This is a genomic window from Halomonas daqiaonensis, from assembly GCF_900109725.1.
GTDB lineage: Bacteria > Pseudomonadota > Gammaproteobacteria > Pseudomonadales > Halomonadaceae > Halomonas > Halomonas daqiaonensis.
The window spans coordinates 58,667-77,575 of the sequence record NZ_FOBC01000015.1 but is presented as its reverse complement, the minus strand read 5'-3'; the positions used below and the strand labels follow the sequence as shown (position 1 = coordinate 77,575).

Annotated in this window: 15 protein-coding genes; 1 reads left to right on the top strand and 14 read right to left on the bottom strand. The window is 63.0% G+C overall.

Annotation, left to right across the window (positions count from 1 at the left end; genetic code table 11):
• Window positions 1-69 precede the first annotated feature (69 nt).
• Window positions 70-1,260: an EAL and HDOD domain-containing protein gene (locus BMY30_RS12625; RefSeq protein WP_089714249.1), complete on the top strand. Its 1,191-nt coding sequence runs from the start codon at window positions 70-72 to the stop codon at window positions 1,258-1,260.
• A gap of 35 nt (window positions 1,261-1,295) precedes the next feature.
• Here BMY30_RS12625 and BMY30_RS12620 read toward each other — a convergent pair whose 3' ends face one another.
• The 14 genes from BMY30_RS12620 to BMY30_RS12555 form a co-directional block, all read right to left on the bottom strand.
• Complete coding sequence (locus BMY30_RS12620; protein WP_089714247.1) at window positions 1,296-2,000, bottom strand: RNA polymerase sigma factor FliA; 705 nt, start codon at window positions 1,998-2,000, stop codon at window positions 1,296-1,298.
• A gap of 63 nt (window positions 2,001-2,063) precedes the next feature.
• Window positions 2,064-2,459, bottom strand: a complete 396-nt coding sequence (locus BMY30_RS12615; protein WP_089714245.1) for a flagellar protein FlhE — start codon at window positions 2,457-2,459, stop codon at window positions 2,064-2,066.
• Window positions 2,456-2,938 (bottom strand): hypothetical protein, encoded by a 483-nt coding sequence (locus tag BMY30_RS17660; protein ID WP_139195522.1) that lies wholly within the window; start codon window positions 2,936-2,938, stop codon window positions 2,456-2,458. Before BMY30_RS17660 ends, BMY30_RS12615 begins: the two co-directional genes overlap by 4 nt.
• A complete protein-coding gene (gene flhF / locus BMY30_RS12605; RefSeq protein ID WP_089714241.1) occupies window positions 2,935-5,160 on the bottom strand; it encodes a flagellar biosynthesis GTPase FlhF in 2,226 nt (741 codons plus the stop codon). The genes BMY30_RS17660 and flhF overlap by 4 nt, the downstream gene beginning before the upstream one ends.
• 3 nt (window positions 5,161-5,163) lie before the next feature.
• Window positions 5,164-7,245, bottom strand: coding sequence for a flagellar biosynthesis protein FlhA (flhA, locus tag BMY30_RS12600; RefSeq protein ID WP_089714239.1), 2,082 nt, complete (start codon window positions 7,243-7,245; stop codon window positions 5,164-5,166).
• Window positions 7,242-8,408, bottom strand: a complete 1,167-nt coding sequence (flhB, locus tag BMY30_RS12595) for a flagellar biosynthesis protein FlhB (protein WP_089714237.1) — start codon at window positions 8,406-8,408, stop codon at window positions 7,242-7,244. Before flhB ends, flhA begins: the two co-directional genes overlap by 4 nt.
• A 136-nt stretch (window positions 8,409-8,544) precedes the next feature.
• Window positions 8,545-9,237, bottom strand: a complete 693-nt coding sequence (gene cheZ, locus BMY30_RS12590) for a protein phosphatase CheZ (protein WP_089714235.1) — start codon at window positions 9,235-9,237, stop codon at window positions 8,545-8,547.
• A gap of 35 nt (window positions 9,238-9,272) precedes the next feature.
• A complete protein-coding gene (gene cheY, locus BMY30_RS12585; protein WP_089714233.1) occupies window positions 9,273-9,662 on the bottom strand; it encodes a chemotaxis response regulator CheY in 390 nt (129 codons plus the stop codon).
• A 56-nt stretch (window positions 9,663-9,718) separates the two neighbouring features.
• Window positions 9,719-11,416 (bottom strand): methyl-accepting chemotaxis protein, encoded by a 1,698-nt coding sequence (locus tag BMY30_RS12580; RefSeq protein WP_089714231.1) that lies wholly within the window; start codon window positions 11,414-11,416, stop codon window positions 9,719-9,721.
• Between the two features lie 63 nt (window positions 11,417-11,479).
• Window positions 11,480-12,541 (bottom strand): protein-glutamate methylesterase/protein-glutamine glutaminase, encoded by a 1,062-nt coding sequence (locus BMY30_RS12575; RefSeq protein ID WP_089714229.1) that lies wholly within the window; start codon window positions 12,539-12,541, stop codon window positions 11,480-11,482.
• A gap of 123 nt (window positions 12,542-12,664) precedes the next feature.
• Window positions 12,665-13,519 carry a CheR family methyltransferase gene (locus BMY30_RS12570; protein ID WP_089714282.1) on the bottom strand — a complete coding sequence of 285 codons (855 nt, stop codon included), beginning with the start codon at window positions 13,517-13,519 and terminating at the stop codon, window positions 12,665-12,667.
• A 20-nt stretch (window positions 13,520-13,539) separates the two neighbouring features.
• Window positions 13,540-15,723 carry a methyl-accepting chemotaxis protein gene (locus tag BMY30_RS12565; RefSeq protein WP_089714227.1) on the bottom strand — a complete coding sequence of 728 codons (2,184 nt, stop codon included), beginning with the start codon at window positions 15,721-15,723 and terminating at the stop codon, window positions 13,540-13,542.
• 97 nt (window positions 15,724-15,820) lie between these two features.
• Complete coding sequence (locus BMY30_RS12560) at window positions 15,821-17,176, bottom strand: methyl-accepting chemotaxis protein (protein WP_425283450.1); 1,356 nt, start codon at window positions 17,174-17,176, stop codon at window positions 15,821-15,823.
• Between the two features lie 58 nt (window positions 17,177-17,234).
• A complete protein-coding gene (locus BMY30_RS12555; RefSeq protein ID WP_089714223.1) occupies window positions 17,235-18,884 on the bottom strand; it encodes a methyl-accepting chemotaxis protein in 1,650 nt (549 codons plus the stop codon).
• Window positions 18,885-18,909 lie beyond the last annotated feature (25 nt).

The following is an 18,909-nucleotide window of genomic DNA, read 5'->3' as shown; positions in this document are numbered from 1 at the left end:
ACCCAAACCTGCCGGAGATGGCATGCCACTCTCCCCAGAGCAGGTACACATCGCAGGGAGTGATACAGCATGACAGGCCAAGGGGTGACGGACAGCTTCACCATCGCAATGCATCCGATCCATGACGCTGACTATGATCATGTGGCCGACCGCCTCATCTACCAGCACCACGACAACGATCATGATGATCCGTTGAGCAGCACGGCGAAGGCCCTGAGTGCCGTCCTGTATGAACTGGAGGAGCGGCAGTCACGGGAGCTTTTCATCGAGCTACCCGCCGAGTGGCTGGTACGGTCCGATCTGCTGCCGACGCCACCCGGCCAGGTGGTCATCGGCTTGCCTCGGGACCTCGAGATCACGCCGGAGCTGGCAGACAGCCTGAGCAAGATCCGCGAGCGGAAATACCGCATCGCCGTGCCCGATTCCACCTACCAGGCTATGGGGCCCGGCCTGCAGGTCCTCGCCGACATCATAGAGATCGATGCCTCGCGCCCCCTCGAGATCGAGCGACTGAAGACCCTCAAGGCGAAGGGGCATCGATTGCTGGCAGAGCACATCCACGACCACGAAACGCTCGAGCAATGTCTTGCGGTCGGCTGTGACTACATCAATGGCCACTATCTCTCACAGCCCCACTATCATGCTACCAAGCCGCGGGGACGCCACGGCAATCGAGCCGCCCAGCTGAGGCTCATCAACGAGCTCTATCGTGAGGATGCCGACCTTCACCGTCTTCATGACCTTCTGCTCCAGATGCCGCATCTGCATGTGGCGATCCTGCGTCGTGCCAACTCGAGCTATTTCGGCCAGAGTCAGCTGCAGTCCGATCTGCGGCGCGCGATACAGGTGATCGGTCTCAACGAGCTTCGCAGACTGGTCATGACGATGTCGTTGGCCAGCAACATGCCATCATCGCACATCACGGTGAGGCTGGCGTTGATCCGGGCCTTCATGTGCCAGAACCTGGCCGAGCCCTTCCCCAATATTGACCCGGAAGATGCCTTCACCACGGGTCTGTTTTCGATGATGGCAGCCCTGCTGGATGAGGACCAGGACACCCTGCTGGCTCAAGTGCCTCTCGACGATGGCATCATTCGGGCCCTTGAGCATCATGAGGGCCACCTGGGGGCCATTCTGGCCATCTGCGAGGAACATGAGCAGCAGCTGGGGGAAACCACGCCTGAACATACTGCCGAGCGGCTGCAGGAATGCTATCTCGATGCTCTGGACAAGACTGCCACCCTGATGGGGCGTTTATAGGCCGCCAGGCGAAGCTTTCGAGCCCCTGAGGGGGATCAGCCCGATTCGTTGAGCTTTGCCCGCAGGCGGCTGACCGCCTGGCTGTGCAGCTGGCAGACCCGCGACTCCGATACGCCCATCACCGCCCCGATCTCCTTCAAATTGAGCTCTTCCTGGTAGTAGAGGGCCATGAGCAGCTTCTCACGCTCGGGCAGTGCCTCAATGCCCTGAACCAGCTGGTCACGTTTCTCCTGGTCGAGCAGTCGGGAGGACGGGCTTTCCAGGTCGCGGCTATCGAGCCGAGATTCCCCTCCTTCGGCCATCAGGTCCTCGAAGGGCAACAGCTGGCCACTATTGGTATCGCTCAGCAGGCGTCGGTAATCGGCCAGGGGCATCTCCAGCTCCCCTGCGATCTCCGTCTCCTCGGGCGGACGCCCCAGCTGCTGCTCCAACCGGCGCACGACCTCGTCAACCGCCCTGGCACTGCGCCGGACGCTACGTGGCAGCCAGTCCCGGCTGCGCAGCTCGTCCAGCATGGCACCGCGGATACGCTGGTTGGCGAAGGTCGCAAAGCTGGCCCCCTGGCCTGAGTTGAATCGGCCCATGGCTTCCAGCAGCCCGACGGTGCCGGCCTGTATCAGGTCGTTCAGCTCGATGCTGGCAGGCAGCCGCACCTGGAGGGCGAGTGCCTGACGGCGCACCATGGGCAGGTACTCTGTCAGCAATGCTTCCTGATCGATCTTACCTTGTGCCGTATACATCCTCGTGCCTCACAGCTGTCGGCAATACCACCGTTCTACCGGGTGGCGTTGCCAGATTCGGTTTTATCGATGGTTCACGATCACCTGAAGTTCACCTACCGTCACCGGGCGTTGCCCCTCCGCCAGGGAGAAGCGGAATTCCAGTGGCACATCGGCTGGCAGCCCTGCCAGTGCGTGGGTCGTGCCATGCATGGTCGGTAGGGGGATACAGCCCGCCGGGTGGCAGAGCCTGACGTTCAGTGCGCTTCCCCGGGGGAGCCGGTAGCGCCAGACGACACTGTGTATGGCTTGATTGCTGGCTTGTGCACCGCCTGGCCTCAGGGGCTCAGACGCCGTTTCGCGGCCTGCCAGGCTGACCTGGGTCGCAGGCGCATTGGCGATCCAGCTGCCGGCGGCCTGCAGCTCTCCACAGGCGAGGGCAAGGAGCAATGCCAGGGCATGCCATCCATTGCGTTTCATTTGACCATCACCAGCAGCTCGATACCCAGGCAGCTCCACGCCGCCTGTTGCAGGTTTTCCAATAGGCCCTTGCGGGGCATGTCCGGCGAATGCACGGCCAACAGTCGAGTGGGGCCCTCTCGGTCCTTGAGTTGCGTCAATTGCCTGAATGCCCGGCGGAAGGCGTTCGGGTCACTATCCACCCAGAGAGCCCACCGTGACTGCTGCGCGAACAGCACGGGCAAGTCCGGACTGGTGATCTCCACAGGAGCGACACGCCACTGTGCAGATGAGCCTACCCAGCGTCGTCCTTGCGCCGCCCAGTGATCCAGCAGATCCAGGACTCGTTGGGTCGGGTATGGCGAAAGGCCCGGTAACCCCACCACCACCAGCGTTCTGCAGGCTCGTGCATCGTCGACATCCTCTCCGTGACGAGGGGAAGGGGCATGTTGAGTGCCTGCCCACTGACGCAGTCCTGCTGCCTGATCGGCGACGCTCACCTCATACCCTCCAGGCCCGCTGAGCCGACATGGCGAATGGCATCCCTGGCGCTGAAGAGGTAGAGCAATCCCTCAAGCAGGGCGGTGTCGCGTCGGCGACGGCGCCCCCCTAGAAAACCCAGGAGTTCCGAGCGGAGATCCATGGCAACCACGTCGCTGCCATGATCGAGATGGTTGGCGGTGGCGGCGATCCCGGCGGCCAGCAGTAGCTGTAGCTCCGGACGCGTCCGTGCAGGCAGCAGGGGGGACAGACGCTCCTTGGCGGAACGAGTTTGCTGCACAAGCCCCTCGGCCTGGAGATGGCCAAGCAGAAGGGGCAGGGCATCCTCATGGTTGCTGAAGGGCATCAACCAGTAGCGCCGACCCAGTTCCTTGCCGCTTTCGGGATCGCGCAATCTAGCGAACCAGGCTTCCAGGGATTTCCCGGACACGTCTTTCTTTCGTCGGGCCGGAAATGCCGTGACGGTGAGCTGTGACAGCGCTACCTGACAAGGCTGGCCACGTAGTCGGAAGTTGGCCTGCACGGATGGTGTGGCCAGTGGGGCAAGTTCCGACAAGGCGCGACGCACGCCGCCGTGGATGACCCGCTGCCCGGGACGTACCTGGCTGGACCAACTGATCTGGCCGCTATTCAGCCACCGCCAGGCATCGTTATCCGGTAGGGAGGGGAACAAATGGCTATTTACCCCCTGTACCTCGTCCGCCTTGACCAGCCGGTTGACCTGGCCGATGGGCTGTCTGTGTTGCAGGTCCGGCAGGACAAGCCATTGGCCCTCTGCGTCCAGTCCCATGTCGGGCATGGCCCAGTCAGAGCCGTTCAGGGTTTGCCGGGAGGCCCATAGCATGCCCGTGCGTTGGCACGTCTTGGCACTCTGGTCGAGCAAGGTATCCAGGCGAGCCGCCTGCAGTTCATCTGGAAGCGCGGAGATGTCCCAAGCGGACTCGAGGTCATTGAAACCCACCAGGCGCTGACGCAGTCCGTTCAGGACGGTCGACAATCGCCGTCCCTGGCCGAGCAGGTCACCTTTCGGGGAATAGCCAAGCGTTCCCCGGGACGGTCGGGAGGCCGATGGTTCGTCCAAGGGGAGTGGCGCGCGTGTGGCAAGGGACTGCATGGTCAGTGCCATCGGGTCGGCCATGGCAAGATCCTCAGGGACACGCTGGCCATGGGAGACGAACGAGAGGCGAAGACCGTGGCGGATGATCGTCTCGAGCGCGGGAGCCAGGCGCCCCGCCTCGTCCTGCTTGGTCAGCAGGCAATCATCCAGTTCAGCCCCTGCCGCTCGTGCCGCCTGGCGGTAGCGTGTGACCACTTCCTCCAGTGTCTCCGGCTGACTGGCCGCGTTGAGCAGCAGCACCATCCGCACGCGGACGCGCCCCCCCTGCAGCTGGGCGATCTGCTCGATGATGCGCTGATCACGTTGGCTCATTCCCACGGTGTCGATGATCACCCAGCGGCGACCCCGAAGGTCACGGGCCAGGCTGTCGATGGGCTGGCCCGGCGCGAGGGCATGCATCGGAATACCCAGCAGATCGGCATAGATCCGCAGTTGCTCGTGGGCGCCAATCCGGAAGCTGTCGGTGGTGATCAGGGCGACCCGGTCCGCGCCGTGGCGCTGGACGAAGCGAGCCGCCAGCTTGGCCGTCGTGGTGGTCTTGCCCACCCCGGTCGGGCCGACCAGCGACACGACCCCGGGGGGGTCGAAGAAACCGTCCTCCCGATCAAACGTGGGCAACCTGGCGGCCAACCGGCGTTGCAGCCAGCCAAGGGGACGCTCGTCGTTGCTATGGCAGTCGTTGAGTTCGGCAGGCAGGGCTTGCAGCAGCTCATCGGCCAGAAGGGCACTGAATCCGGCTTCTCGCAGCAGGCGCTTGAGTCGTGAACGGCAGTCCTGGGAGGGGGCGTGGCGCGCCTGCTCTCGGGCCAGCAGGGCGCGCATGTCCTGCATCTCATGCAAGAGCTGCTCGCTCATGGTCTGCAAGGCGCGTCCGTCTGCCGATGCATCGCCGAGCTGTGGGTCTGATGGAACGGAGGAGGTGGGTAGTGCTTCTGGCGCCGGAAGGGCTGTCTTTTCTTCCATGGCGCCATCTGCCATGGCCAGGATCTCCACGCCCTGCTCGGTGCGTCGGTTGGCCAGGATCAGCGCATCGTCCCCAAGCGAAGCACGCACCTGGCGCATGGCCTCTCGACTGGTGTTGCCCGAAAATCGAATGACGCTCATCTATCAGCGACCTCCTAGCAGCGTGGTGACACGCAGAGTGCGGTCGTCGGGAATCTCTGCCTGGGACATCACCACCAGATGGCGCAGACGCCGGCGCAGGAAGCGAGACAGCAGGGCTCGCAGGCCGTGCTGTACCACCAGGACCGGTGGCTCGCCACTTGCCTCATGGCGTTCAAGGGCCTGCTCGGCCTGGGTCATCAGGGTCTCGGCCAACCCTGGCTCCAGCGCACCGTTGCCGTTCATGGCCTGGGTGAGAATCTGCTCGAGCTGGCTTTCCAGGCCAATGACCTTGAGTTCTTCGCGGCCGGCGAACCACTGCTGGGTGATGCCTCTGCCCAGCGCGATACGCACCTGGGCGGTCAATTCATTGGGATCCTGCTGGTGCGGGGCGTGTTCGGCCAAGGTATCGAGAATGGTACGCATGTCGCGGATCGACACCTCCTCCTCGAGCAGGTTCTGCAACAGACGCTGAAGCACCGTGAGGGAGATGGCCTTGGGCACCACGTCTTCCACCAGGCCTTGCTGCTCTTCGCTCAGCTTGTCGAGCAGCTTTTGCACCTCTGAACGCCCGAGCATCTCGGCGGCATGCCGATGGAGCAGGTGATTGAGGTGGGTGGCAACCACCGTGCTGGCATCCACCACGGTGTAACCATAGACCTGGGCATGCTCGCGCTGGCTGGTGTCCACCCAGACGGCCGGCAAGCCGAAGGCCGGGTCCTGGGTCATCGCGCCCTTGAGCTCACCGGTCACCTGGCCCGGATCGATGGCCAGCCACTGGCCGGGGAAGGCTTCGGCGCGACCGATTTCTGCGCCCTTGAGGGTCAGCAGGTAGGTGTTGGCGCCCAGTTCCAGGTTGTCGCGGATGTGTACCACCGGCGGCAGAAAGCCGACTTCCTGGGCAAACTTCTTGCGTACGCTCTTGATTCGACCCAGCAACTCGCCCTGTTGCCGGGCATCCACGAGGGGAATCAGTCGATGTCCCACTTCCAGGCCGAGCGTATCCACCAACTGTACGTCCTCCCAGCTGGCTTCCGGTGCCTCAGTGCTCGGAGCAGGTTCAGTGGCGACCTCCTCCTCGACCAGACGACGCTCCTTCTCGCGAAGCAGCCACCAGGCCAGTCCGCCCAGCAAACCCGTGAAGATAAGGAACACCAGGTTGGGCATGCCCGGGACAAGCCCCAGCAGCCCCATGACGGCGGCCGCCAGGATCATCACCTGCGGGTTGACGAACAGCTGACTGATCATCTGCTGACCGACGTCCTGGTCGGTGGTGACCCGTGAGACGGTCACGCCGGCAGCCGTGGAGATCACCAGGGCGGGAATCTGGGCGACCAGGCCGTCACCGATGGTCATCAGGGTGTAGGTGCGTGCCGCATTCCCGAAAGCCATGTCGTGCTGAAGCATGCCGATCAGCAGGCCGCCAATCACATTGACCACCATGATGACCAGGCCGGCCATGGCGTCGCCACGCACGAACTTGCTGGCACCGTCCATGGAGCCGTAGAAATCGGCCTCCTGAGCCACGTCGCTGCGTCGTTGCCGGGCATCGTCTTCGCCGATCAGTCCGGCATTGAGATCGGCATCGATGGCCATCTGCTTGCCCGGCATGGCATCGAGCATGAAACGGGCGCCTACCTCGGCGATGCGTCCTGCCCCCTTGGTGATGACCATGAAGTTGATGATCACCAGGATCAGGAACACCACCAGGCCCACGGCAAAGTTACCGCCCACGAGGAACTCGCCGAAGGCCTCGATCACCTTGCCCGCTGCATCACCGCCCTGATGTCCCTCCATCAGGATGACGCGGGTAGACGCGACGTTCAACGATAGCCTCAACAAGGTGGTGAACAGCAACACGGCCGGAAAGGCAGCGAAATCCAGTGGCTTCTGGGTGAACATGCTCACCAGCAACACCATCACCGCCAGGGCAATGTTGAACGTGAACAGCAGATCCAGTGTGAAGGGCGGCAGCGGCAGGATCATCATGGAGAGGATCATGAGGATCAGCACTGGCCCGGCCAGCAGCTTCATGGGCACATTGCCCATCCAGTCGCGTTGGCCCAAGTATTGGTTCAAGGCCTTCATGGACCTGCCTCGTCAGTATCGGCGTCGCGTGCCGGGACCTCCAGGGAGGCCGGCACGGGAAGATTCTCGGGGGAAGGTGGTGCTTCGCCGCCCTCCTTGGCTGCTCTCTTGAGCCCGAAGGCCCAAGCCAGGACCTCGGCCACAGCGGTATACAAGTCCATGGGAATCTCGGCATCGAGATCCACGTGTTGATAAAGCGCCCTCGCCAAGGGGGGAGCTGCGAGTCGTGGGACCCCATGTTCCTCGCCGACCTCACGGATACGCGCGGCCACGGCATCGGCCCCCTTGGCGACGACGCGGGGAGCCGACATGCCCGTCTCCTGGTACTGCAGAGCAACGGCGTAGTGCGAGGGGTTGGTGATGATCACATCAGCTTCCGGCACCTTGCTCATCATGCGACCGCGTGCCATCGCTTGTTGCTGCTGACGGATGCGAGCCTTCACCTGGGGGTCGCCCTCGGACTCCTTGTGTTCACGCTTCACCTCGTCCTTGCTCATGCGCAGCTTCTTGGCATGGCTCCACAGCTGGTAGGGCACATCGATCAGAATGACGACCAGCAGCGTCAGTACCATCAGTCCGCTGGCCTGGGCCGCCATCCACATCGCCTTGGCGAGAGCCTGCTGAATCGGCTGGTCCATCAAGGCCATGAATTCACCGCGGTTGAGGTAGAGAAAGGCGATAGCCACGCTGCCAACCAGGACCGACTTGGCGATGGCCTTGGCCAGCTCCACCAGCGCCTGGACGCCGAACAGACGCTTTAACCCCTTGAAGGGGTCGAGCTTCGACAGCTGTGGCTTGAGTGACTTGGCCGAGATCAGCCAACCCCCAAGCAGTGCTGGTGCGACCAAGGCCACGACCGTCAGCAGCAGGAACAGCGGCAACAGGGCATACAGCGTTCGCTGGCCGAGGTTGAGGGCATTGGCGAGCATCGGGGTGGTTTCCAGCGCATGACGCCGTTCGAACAGGAAGGCCTGTTCCATGACCACCCCCAACTGGTCGTAGAGCATGCTACCCATCGACCACAGTCCGATGACGCCTCCCAGCAGCAACATGAAGGTGGCCAACTCCCGGGAACGGGCGACCTGACCTTCCTCACGCGACTTTTCCAGTCGTCGAGGGGTGGCCTCTTCGGTCTTTTCCTCGTCGCTATCTTGGTCGGCCATGGCCTTTCACCGGGCAGTCGTGCGGACCCTGGCCATTCTGTCGGGGAAGGGAAAGAGGTGATGCGTCAAAAAGGGCCGGTAATCGCGGTCTTATCCGCGATTACCGGCCTGATCAGGGTAGGAATAGAAGATGGGGCTAGAAACCGAGCTCGTCCAGCAGGTCGTCGACCTGGTCCTGGCCGGTGACGATATTCTCGCCCTCCGGCTTGATCTGGGGGCCGTTCAGTAACCCCTCCTCGCGCCGTCGCTCGTCGGTTTGCCACTGGTTCGTGGCACGTTTCTGGAGGTCCTCGCGCGCCTTGCCTTGGGGCACGGCATCGATCAACACCTGTACCAGCTGATACTCGATCTCCCGAATCACATCCATCATCTTCTTGATCACCTGGCCGGTCAGGTCCTGAAAGTCCTGGGCCATCATGATCTCTAGCAACTCCTGGTTTGTCGCCTGGGTGCGTTTCGGCACATCGGCCAGATAACCCCGGGTGTCCTGAACCAGATCACGCGCCTCGTCCAGTTCCTGGGGCTCTGCAAACCACTCCGCCCAGCGCTTGTCCAGCGCCTCGGCCCTTGTGCTGAGGTCATCCTGTAGCGGCTGGGCACGGTCGATGGCGTTGAGCGATCGCTCGGCCGCCTGTTCGGTCATGGTCGCCACGTAGTTGAGGCGGTCGCGAGCATCGGGGATGGCCTCTGCGGCTTTCTCGATCTCCTTGTCGAGTCCCAGCTCGCGCATGCTTTCACGCAGCATGCGCGTCAGCTGCCCGATGCGCTGTACCAGCTCGTCGCTGGACTCCTGGGGGAGATCCTGCGATGGCGTCTCGTTGCTCATCATCCTCGCTCCTTGGTGCCGAACCATTCCCGGCATCCTTACATGCCCAGTTTGTCGAAAATCTTGTTGAGTTTCTCTTCCAGGGTGGCCGAGGTGAAGGGCTTGACGACATAGCCGTTGGCACCTGCCTGGGCAGCCGCGATGATGTTCTCCTTCTTGGCCTCGGCGGTGACCATCAGTACCGGCAGGTCCTTGAGGGTGCTATCCGCGCGGATCTGCTTGAGCATCTCCAGGCCGTCGAGGTTGGGCATGTTCCAGTCGGAGACGACGAAATCGAAACTGCCACTGCTGAGCTTGTTCAGGGCGTCCTGGCCATCCTCGGCCTCTTCCACGTTGGTGAAGCCGAGCTCCTTCAACAGGCTGCGCACGATGCGTCGCATGGTCGGGAAGTCATCTACTACCAGGATGCTCATGTCCTTGTTTGCCATCGGATGTCCTCTTCAATCACGATATCGGGGCGCCGTCACGACGGTGGCGGCAGGATTCAGAATTCTTCCCACTCTTCTTCGGTGACTGCCTGGCGTACAGGATGCCGAGGCGTCGGGGATGTCGGTCGCGGGGCTGCACTCGTCGGCTGAGCCTCGGGGCGAGCCTCCTCGCGGACCCGCTGTGGGGACTCCATGGCCCCCGTCAGCTTGAAGACCGCCACCGCCTGCTCGAGACGGTTGGCTTGATCTTCCAGCGAGGAGGCGGCCGCTGATGCCTCTTGCACCAGGGAGGCGTTCTGTTGGGTGACCTGGTCCATTTGTCCCACTGCCTGGCTGACCTGCTCGATGCCGTCGCTCTGCTCCTGAGAGGCCGCCGAGATCTCGTCCATGATATCGGTGACGCGACGAACGGCCGCCACCACTTCCTGCATGGTCTCTCCGGCCTGTTCCACCAGGGTCGAGCCCTCCTGGACCTGCGTCACAGAACCTTCGATCAGCCCCTTGATCTCCTTGGCGGCGTCGGCACTGCGACTCGCCAGGTTACGCACCTCGCCCGCCACCACGGCAAAACCGCGGCCTTGTTCACCGGCTCGTGCCGCCTCGACGGAGGCATTCAATGCCAGGATATTCGTCTGGAAAGCGATGGAGTCGATCACGCCGGTGATATCGGCGATCTGTTTCGAGCTGCCGGAGATGCCATGCATGGTCATGACCACACGTTCCACCACCTCTCCGCCACGCTCTGCCGTGCGGGAAGCATCGAGCGCCAGTCCGCTGGCCTGGCGGGCATTGTCGGCATTCTGTTTCACCGTGGTGGTGAGCTCTTCCATGCTGGAGGCCGTCTCTTCCAGAGAGGCGGCCTGCTGTTCGGTGCGCGAGGAAAGGTCGGCATTGCCGCTGGCGATCTCGCGACTGCCCACGTGGATGGAGCCACTGCTGTCGCGTACGTCGGTGACGATTCGTGTCAGGTTCTGCTGCATGTCGCGCATGGCAGCAAACAGCTTGCTGATCTCGTTGCGGCCGCGAACGCGGATCTCGTGGGAAAGATCCGCCCTGGCGATGGTTTCCAGTCTCTCCACGGCCTCCTGGAGGGGGGTGATGACGATCTTCCGCAGGCCCATGTAGATCATGGCCACCATCAGCACCACGATCATCAGGATGGCAATTTCCATGCGCTGAAACAGGGTGGACATCTCGTTGTAGTCGGCCAGCATCATGTCGCCGCGCTCATCGGCATAGCGAACGAAATCCGTGAGGGTCGAATCCAGCGCCTCGGCCGGGCCCACCATCTGCTCACGCAGTACGTTGAAGCCAGTCGTGTCCATCTGGTCGAGTGCCTGGTATTGCTGGCGGGCCATAGTGAGCATCTCACTGAAGGTGGACTCGATCCGGGCACCGAGCTCCTCGCCCTGCTCGGTGCGCGGTACATTGGCGAAGGCCTCGAAACGCGCCTCGGATCTCTCGAGCTGGTCCAGTGCCGAGGCCAGGCGCTCATCGGCTTGCCCACTCTTGCCCAGCATGAAATGGTTCGACGCCACCTCGAGGTCCACCAGGGCACCGCTCAGAAGGGCGTCCGCACGGTTGATCTCGTTGAGCTGGGCGACGTTGATCTGATCGAGCGTCTCCAGGGTGTTGCTGGCCGAATTACTCGCTATTTGGCCCATGATGGCCACCGCGGCGATGAACGCCACGAAGCAGGCAAGGACGGCCGCCATGGCCGCATGGATGCTGATACTGCGCAAGAGACGTGTCATGCCGGCGTTTCCTTCTGCGTATGGACCAGGCGCGTTGCCCGGTGACGATAGGGGATGTGTCGTCTACACCCGTTGGGTGCGGCCCGAGGCCGCTGCCAGCGTGAGCAGTCGAGGGGCGATTTCTTCCAGGGGCAGCACGTCTGCCGCTGCCCCCAGTGCGACAGCCTCACGCGGCATGCCGTACACCACGCAACTGGCCTCGTCCTGAGCGAGGGTGGCCGAGCCCGCCTGGCGCATTTCCAGCAGGCCGGCAGCACCATCCTTGCCCATCCCCGTGAGCAGTACGCCGATGGCATTGCGTCCCGCCTGGCTCGCGGCAGAATGAAACAGCACATCCACCGAGGGACGATGTCGGTTGACCGGTGGCCCATCATCGAGGTGCGCGACATAGTTGGCGCCACTGCGCGCCAGCGTGAGATGGGCGTCACCGGGAGCGATGTAGGCATGGCCCGGCAGAATGCGTTCGCCGTCCGCCGCTTCCTTGACGCTGATCTGGCAAAGGCGATCGAGGCGTTCAGCGAAGGAGCGGGTGAAGCCCCCCGGCATGTGTTGGGTAATCAGGATGGCCGGGCTGTTGGCCGGCAGTGGCTCCAGGACCTGACGGATGGCCTCGGTACCACCGGTGGAGGCGCCGATGATGATCAGTTTCTCGCTGGAGACCATGGGGGCCTTGAGCGGCCTGGGGCCGGGGCCGTCCGGGCGTCTTGCCTGGCGCGGTCTTGAGCGGGCTGCGGCCCGGAGTTTCTCGGCAATCTCCGTTGCGTAATCCAGCATGCCGTTCCGGATGCCCAGTGATGGCTTGGCCACGAAATCCACGGCGCCCAGTTCCAGGGCACGTAGTGTCACCTCGGAGCCCGCCTGGGTCAGTGAGGAGACCATCAATACCGGCATGGGACGCAGGCGCATCAGGCGTTCGAGGAAGTCGAGGCCATCCATGCGTGGCATCTCGACATCCAGGGTGAGCACATCCGGGTTGTGACGCTTGATCAGATCACGTGCCGTGATGGGGTCCGGGGCAACGGCCACGACCTCCATGTCGGGCTGACTGTTGATGATTTCCGTCAGCAGGTCACGTATCAGCGCCGAATCGTCGACACACAGCACCTTGATTCTGTTGGCGCTCAAGGGGGTTGTCTCCTGTAGTCTTGCCAGCCCGCGGGGAGGCCGCTCAGGCCGACCATGAACTGTCTATCGGCCATAGAGGGCCAGACTTTAATAGCTCTGTGCGAATGACTCAGTGAGAACGGCTCAGCGCGGAGACTTGCGTGTGTAGACGGTCTGGCCGCGCAGCTGAAAGGCTTCGGTGATGTAGGAAAAGCTCTCGGAATGGCCGGCAAACAGCAGGCCATCGGGCTTGAGGAGAGGAGCAAAACGCTCCAGGATCCGTGACTGGGTTGTCTTGTCGAAGTAGATCATGGTGTTGCGGCAGAAGATCGCATCGAAGGGGCCGGTGATCGGCCACTGGGGAGCAAGCAGGTTGAGTGGCTGGAAGTCGATCACTCCAGCAACGTCCCGGCGAATGCGTGCGAAGCCCTGCTGCGGTCCCTTGCCGCGCTGGAAGAATCGCTTGATCCTCGACTCCTCGAGCTTGCACACCTGTTCCAGGGGATAGATGCCGGCTCGCGCTCGGGTCAGGGCATCGGTATCGATATCCGTCGCCACGACCTCGGCGTGACTGGCCTGCGGCCCCATGGCTTCCATCAGGGTCATGGCGATGGAATAGGGCTCCTCTCCCGTCGATGCCGCGGCACACCAGACGCGAATCTTTCCCGGGCGATTGCGCACATGGTCGGCCAGCAAGGGGAAGTGGTGCGCCTCTCGGAAGAAAGCCGTGAGGTTGGTGGTCAGGGCATTGGTGAAGGCTTCCCACTCCCGGGCATCGGGCTGACGCTCCAGACGCGCCAGATAATCGCCAAAGCGAGTCAGGCCATAATGGCGCAATCGCTTCGCCAGGCGACTGTAGACCATCTCGCGCTTGTGCTCGGCGAGCACGATGCCTGCCCGCTCGTAGATCAGCTGGCGGATCCTGGAGAAATCCGTATCGGTCAGCTCGAGATCCCGCTCGAGCCGACCACTTCCCCAGCTTGTTTCCTCCGCCGACATGGCGACACCCCGCGGATCGCTCAAAACGCCTCCCACTCCTCGACAGCCGTGGCCTGGCGGGGCTCGCCCTTGAGAGTGCCCGGGCTGGACTCGTGATGAGATGCCGCAGGTCCTGGCGAATCGTCAGGTGCCTGATGACGTGCTTGGCGCTTGGCCAGGGAGGGGGCTTGTTCCATCCCGGCACCACGTAGACGGAAGGCGGAAATGGCATTGCCGAGCAGGCTGGCCTGTTGCTCGAGTTCGCTGGCGGCACGCGCCGACGCCTGGACCCGGGCGGCGTTCTGCTGGGTTACCTGATCCATTTCCACCACTGCCTGGTTGATCTGGCCGATACCGTTACTCTGTTCCTCGGAGGCGGCGGTGATCTCGCCCATGATGTCGTTGACGCGAGTGGAAGCCTCCATGACGGCATCGAGGGACGTCTCTGCCTGGCGTACCAGCTCGGCACCGCCATCGATCTGGCGGGACGAATCGTCAATCAGTTCACGAATCTCGCTGGCAGCGTCGGCGCTGCGACCGGCCAGCTTGCGGACTTCACCGGCCACGACGGCGAAGCCACGCCCCTGCTCGCCGGCCCGAGCGGCTTCCACCGAGGCATTCAGCGCCAGGATATTGGTCTGGAAGGCGATGGAATCGATGACATTGATGATTTCCGTCATCTTGCGAGAGCCTTGGGTGATCTCGCCCATGGTGCCCACGACCTGGTGCATCAACTCGCCGGTCTCCCGGGTGCGCGCGGCATTCTCGGAGGCTAGGCCACTGGCCTGGCGAGCATTCTCCGAGTTGTGCTGCACCGTCGTGGTCATCTCTTCCATGCTCGAGGCTGTCTGCTGGAGCGAGGCGGCCTGCTGCTCCGTGCGTGCAGAGAGATCTTCGTTGCCCGAGGCGATGTCACGAGCGGCCGGCGTCACCACCCGGATCCCGCTGTTGACGTCGCCGACGATGCTGCCAAGGCTCTTGCGCATGATGTCGAGGGCTTCCAGCAGGCGGCCCAGTTCGTCACGCCGGCGCGCAGGTACGTCGGCGGCGAGGTTGCCCGAGGCAATCTGAAGGGTGAAGGCTTCGGCATCACGCAGCGGTCGCAACATGGCGCGCAGGGTCAGGGCGCCGATCACGATCAGCACCAGCAGGCCGATGGCCAGCATGCCGGCCTGCGCCATGAGCATCCGCTGTTGTTCTGCCCGGGCCTCGTCGGCCAGTGTTGCCGCGTTGGCCTGTTTACCCTCAATGAGGTCATTGACCTCGGTGGAGAGGGTTTCGCCCATCGCCTGCATCTCCTCGTTATGCGGCGGCAGGTTGGTGAATATGTCGAAATTCTCGTCGCTCTGGAGCAGATTGATAGCTCGGCCTATGCCGGCGTCCAGGTAGTCTGTCAGCAGGGAATCGAAGGTGTCGGCCTGGCCGTTCTGGTTGGCCTCTCTGGCCCGATAGGTGGTCCACAAGGTATCCAGTGACGACTCGATCTCCTGAAGCTCCTCGAGGTGCTGGTCCTTGTTCTCCAGCAGCATGAATCGATCATTGCGGGAGAGTGACTGGTGGGCCCGGGTTGCCAGTTGGTCGATTTGCTGCAGGCGGGCCACATCCTGCAGGCCATCCCGGTCCAGTGCTTGCAGGCGCTCGCCAGACACTTGCAGACCGAAAAGGCCCAGCGCGCCGCTTGCCAAGAGCAGCAGGCCGGCCACCACCACCATGGTCACTACGCGTGCACGCAAGCTGCGCAGGTTGAGGCGCGACAGCCGGCTGCCCAGGCCGCGGCGACGGAGTTGTCCACGTTCGAGAGTGAAGCGGCTGCCCTTGCCTTTATTGATGAGGGCGTAGGCCTTGTCGGCCTTATCGACCTCGATGGGGTCGGGCTTGACCCTGACCGACGCGTAGCCGACGAGCCGATCTTCCTCGACGATGGGCGAGACGCTGGCGTCTACCCAGTAATGGTCACCGTTCTTGCGGCGGTTCTTGACCAGGCCCTTCCAGCTCTCCCCGGCAGCCAGCGTGTCCCAGAGGTTCTGGTAGGCCGCCTCAGGCATGTCCGGGTGGCGCACGATGTTGTGGGGCGAGCCGAGCAGCTCCTCGCGACTGAAGCCGCTGACCTCGATGAAGGCCGGATTGACATAGGTGATGCGGCCCTTGAGGTCCGTGCGCGAGATCAGGAAATGCTCCTCATGAAGCGGGTATTCCTGCTGGGTGACGGGCTGGTTGTTTCGCATGCGATGTTTCCTGCTGAGGCAAGAGGCGACGGCCTGATAGTTCTTATGGGGGTGCCGCCGGTGTCGGGTGGCACCGAGAGCCTGATGTGAGGGTGTCCTAGAAGGACTCCCATTCATCGTCGCGACTGCCGTGTCCGTTGTCGTGACCCTCGCGGGTGGTATGGCGACCCGTGCTTCGGGCTGGCATCAGCGTCGGCATCCAGCGAGCCAGGTCATGGCTTTCGTCTGCGTGTCGCGAGCTTCCCTCCGGGGTCGGGGTATCGCTGTTCGCTTTACCGAGCTGGAAGCGGTTAACGGCGGCCTTGAGCCGACTGGCCTCGGCTTCCAGCTGGTTGGCGGCACTGGCCGCCTGCTGGACCAGTTCGGCATTCTGCTGCGTCACCTGGTCCATCTGGGTGACGGCATCGTTGACCTGACCGATGCCATTGCTCTGTTCGGCGGAGGCCGAGGCGATCTCGTCCATGATGTCGCTGACGCGCTGTACGGCGGCGACCATCTCGGTCATGGTCTGGCCGGCTTGGTCGGCACGAGATGTTCCCGCATCCACTTGATTGACCGATGTCTGGATCAGCGTACGGATCTCGCTCGAGGCATTGGCGCTCCGGCTGGCCAGATTGCGGACTTCCTCGGCGACCACAGCGAAGCCTCGGCCATGCTCACCGGCTCTGGCAGCCTCTACCGAGGCGTTCAATGCCAGAATATTGGTCTGGAAGGCGATCGCATCGATGGTGCCGATGATCTCCGCGACGCGATGAGAGCCCTGGCTGATTTCGTGCATGGTCGTGACCACCTGCTCGACGATTTCACCGCCCTGTTGAGCGGTGCGCGAGGCGTCGGCGGCCAGCTGGCTGGCCTGGCGCGCATTGTCCGCGTTCTGCTCCACGGTGGAGGAGAGCTCCTCCATGCTGGTCGCGGTCTCCTGCAGCGACGATGCCTGCTGTTCGGTACGAGCGGAGAGGTCGTTGTTGCCGTGGGCGATATGCTGGGTGCCGAGATAGATGGATTCACTGGAGTCGCGCACCGTTCCCACGGTGTCGGCAAGGCCGTGCTGCATCTCGTCCAGCGAGGCATAGAGTCGACCTATCTCATTGTCCCCGCGTTGCGGAATCGTCTGGGCCAGGTTGCCTTCCTTCATACGCTCGAAGTAGCCGACCAGCTCGCCCAATGGCCGCACGACATTGATCGTCACCCCCCACAGCACAACGATCACGGTGGCGATGGTGCCCAGCAATGCCGCCAGGATGGCCAGCTGCATCCAGCTGGCAAAGGCCGCGAACGATGTCTCGACGGCGTCACCGGTTTCGCCGGCATGTGGCGCGATCTGGGCAACGGTTGCCTTGCCTTCCGCCAGAGCGAAGAGTCCGAGCAGGCTGACGGCCAGGACCAGCACGGTGAAGGTCGCCAGCACCAGCAGCCAGCTGACCCGCACGGTCATGTTGTCGAGTATCTTCACTTCCCGCTTCCTCTCTCAGGCGGCACGCTAGCCACCGATGGTTGGCTGGCCTGACGCATCAGGCATCTGCCATTTCACGCCGTGGATGATGCGTCGCTTGCGGCTGCTCCTTGCTTTCCTTCGAGGCCGCGGCATACCCGCTCGCTTTCGGGCGCTGGCCGGCGATGGTGATGTTGAAGCGGGCCACGTGATCGCGCAGTTGGTGACTCTGGGCGATCAGTCGCTGCGAAGCGCCGCTATGCTCCTCCACGAGACCGGCATTCTGCTGGGTCATGCGATCCATCTGGGAAACCGCCTCATTGACCTGCTCTATGCCGTGGCTCTGCTCTTCGGAGGCCGAGGAGATTTCACCGATCAAGGTGCTGAGCTGCTGGATATCGGTGACCATGATCTCGATGATCTCCCCGGTTTCCTTGACCATCCGGGTCCCTTCGACGACCTTGCCGTCGGAGGTCTCGATCAGTGCCTTGATCTCTTGGGCGGCTTCCGAGCTCCGGCTGGCCAGCTTGCGCACTTCCTCGGCCACCACGGCGAAGCCGCGGCCGTGTTCGCCGGCGCGGGCCGCCTCCACTGAGGCATTGAGCGCCAGGATGTTGGTCTGGAAGGCAATGGAGTCGATGGTATCGACGATCGTGCTCATCTGGCCGGCACTCTCGTTGATGCCGCTCATCGACGCCTCGACGCGCTCCATGGAATCGTGACCGCGGGCAGCATTGGAGGCCGTCTCGCCGGCCAGTTCACGGGCCTTGCCGGAATGCTCCGCGTTCTGCTTCACGGTTGCGGTAAGCTGTTCCATGCTGGAAGCGGTTTCGGCAAGCGATGCGGCCTGCTGCTCGGTGCGAGTCGCCAGTTCATCGTTGCCGGCGCCGATCTCTTCGACTACCTCGTTGACTTCGTCGGCGCTGCGATGGATATCGCCGATGGTGCCGGCCAGAGAGGCTCGCATTCTCTCGATATCAAAGAGCAGGCTTTCGCGGTCGTCGTCGCGCAGCCGGATGGCATGGGACAGATTACCCTCGGCGATATGCCGCACCATTTCAGCGGCGTAGTGCGGATCACCGCCCAGGCGACGTGTCACGCCGCGGATGACCAGGCCCATCAGCAGGGACACGGGGATGCCGATACCCAGCAGAGCGAGCAGTGAACGGGTCAGGCCGGCCATGAAAGCGGCATTGATGTCGTCGATGTATACCCCTGTACCCACGTACCAACCCCACTCCTCGAATAGGGTATTGAGGGAAGACTTCTCGGCGACAGCGTCCTCCTCGGAAGCATGGGCCCAGAGATAGTTCACGACGCCATCGTCGGTCTGCACGTCCTCGACGAACTCGCGGAAAAGGTAGCGGCCTTCCTCGTTCTGGAAATCCGCTACCGAGGTGCCTACCGGCAGGCGCGGATGGGCGAGAAGCTCGTAATCGCCATTGAAGATATAGATGTAGCCGCGGCCCTGGTCATAGGTCATCTCGCGAACCGTCGAGGCCGCCATGCGCTGGGCTTCGTCTTGGGTCAGTTCACCTTTCTCGCTACGCTCGGCATGGTCTCGGATCACGTTCATGGCCATGTCGACGTAGTCGCCCAGGGCATTGCGTCGTTCCTCGAGCATGGTCTGGCGGTTTTCCCACGCCCCCCAGCCCACCAACACCAGCATGGCTACCCAGATGATGCCGAGTGAGCCCCAGAGTTTTTTTGTCGTCGTCATCTGTCGCATCGTTCCTCTCCCTGCGTGGGCATGC

Coding starts and splice junctions, on each gene's coding strand:
- BMY30_RS12625 (WP_089714249.1), top strand. CDS start 70: ATGACAGGCCAAGGGGTGACGGACAGCTTCACCATCGCAATGCATCCG.
- BMY30_RS12620 (WP_089714247.1), bottom strand. CDS start 2,000: ATGTATACGGCACAAGGTAAGATCGATCAGGAAGCATTGCTGACAGAG.
- BMY30_RS12615 (WP_089714245.1), bottom strand. CDS start 2,459: ATGAAACGCAATGGATGGCATGCCCTGGCATTGCTCCTTGCCCTCGCC.
- flhF (WP_089714241.1), bottom strand. CDS start 5,160: ATGAGCGTCATTCGATTTTCGGGCAACACCAGTCGAGAGGCCATGCGC.
- flhA (WP_089714239.1), bottom strand. CDS start 7,245: ATGAAGGCCTTGAACCAATACTTGGGCCAACGCGACTGGATGGGCAAT.
- flhB (WP_089714237.1), bottom strand. CDS start 8,408: ATGGCCGACCAAGATAGCGACGAGGAAAAGACCGAAGAGGCCACCCCT.
- cheZ (WP_089714235.1), bottom strand. CDS start 9,237: ATGATGAGCAACGAGACGCCATCGCAGGATCTCCCCCAGGAGTCCAGC.
- cheY (WP_089714233.1), bottom strand. CDS start 9,662: ATGGCAAACAAGGACATGAGCATCCTGGTAGTAGATGACTTCCCGACC.
- BMY30_RS12580 (WP_089714231.1), bottom strand. CDS start 11,416: ATGACACGTCTCTTGCGCAGTATCAGCATCCATGCGGCCATGGCGGCC.
- BMY30_RS12570 (WP_089714282.1), bottom strand. CDS start 13,519: ATGTCGGCGGAGGAAACAAGCTGGGGAAGTGGTCGGCTCGAGCGGGAT.
- BMY30_RS12565 (WP_089714227.1), bottom strand. CDS start 15,723: ATGCGAAACAACCAGCCCGTCACCCAGCAGGAATACCCGCTTCATGAG.
- BMY30_RS12555 (WP_089714223.1), bottom strand. CDS start 18,884: ATGCGACAGATGACGACGACAAAAAAACTCTGGGGCTCACTCGGCATC.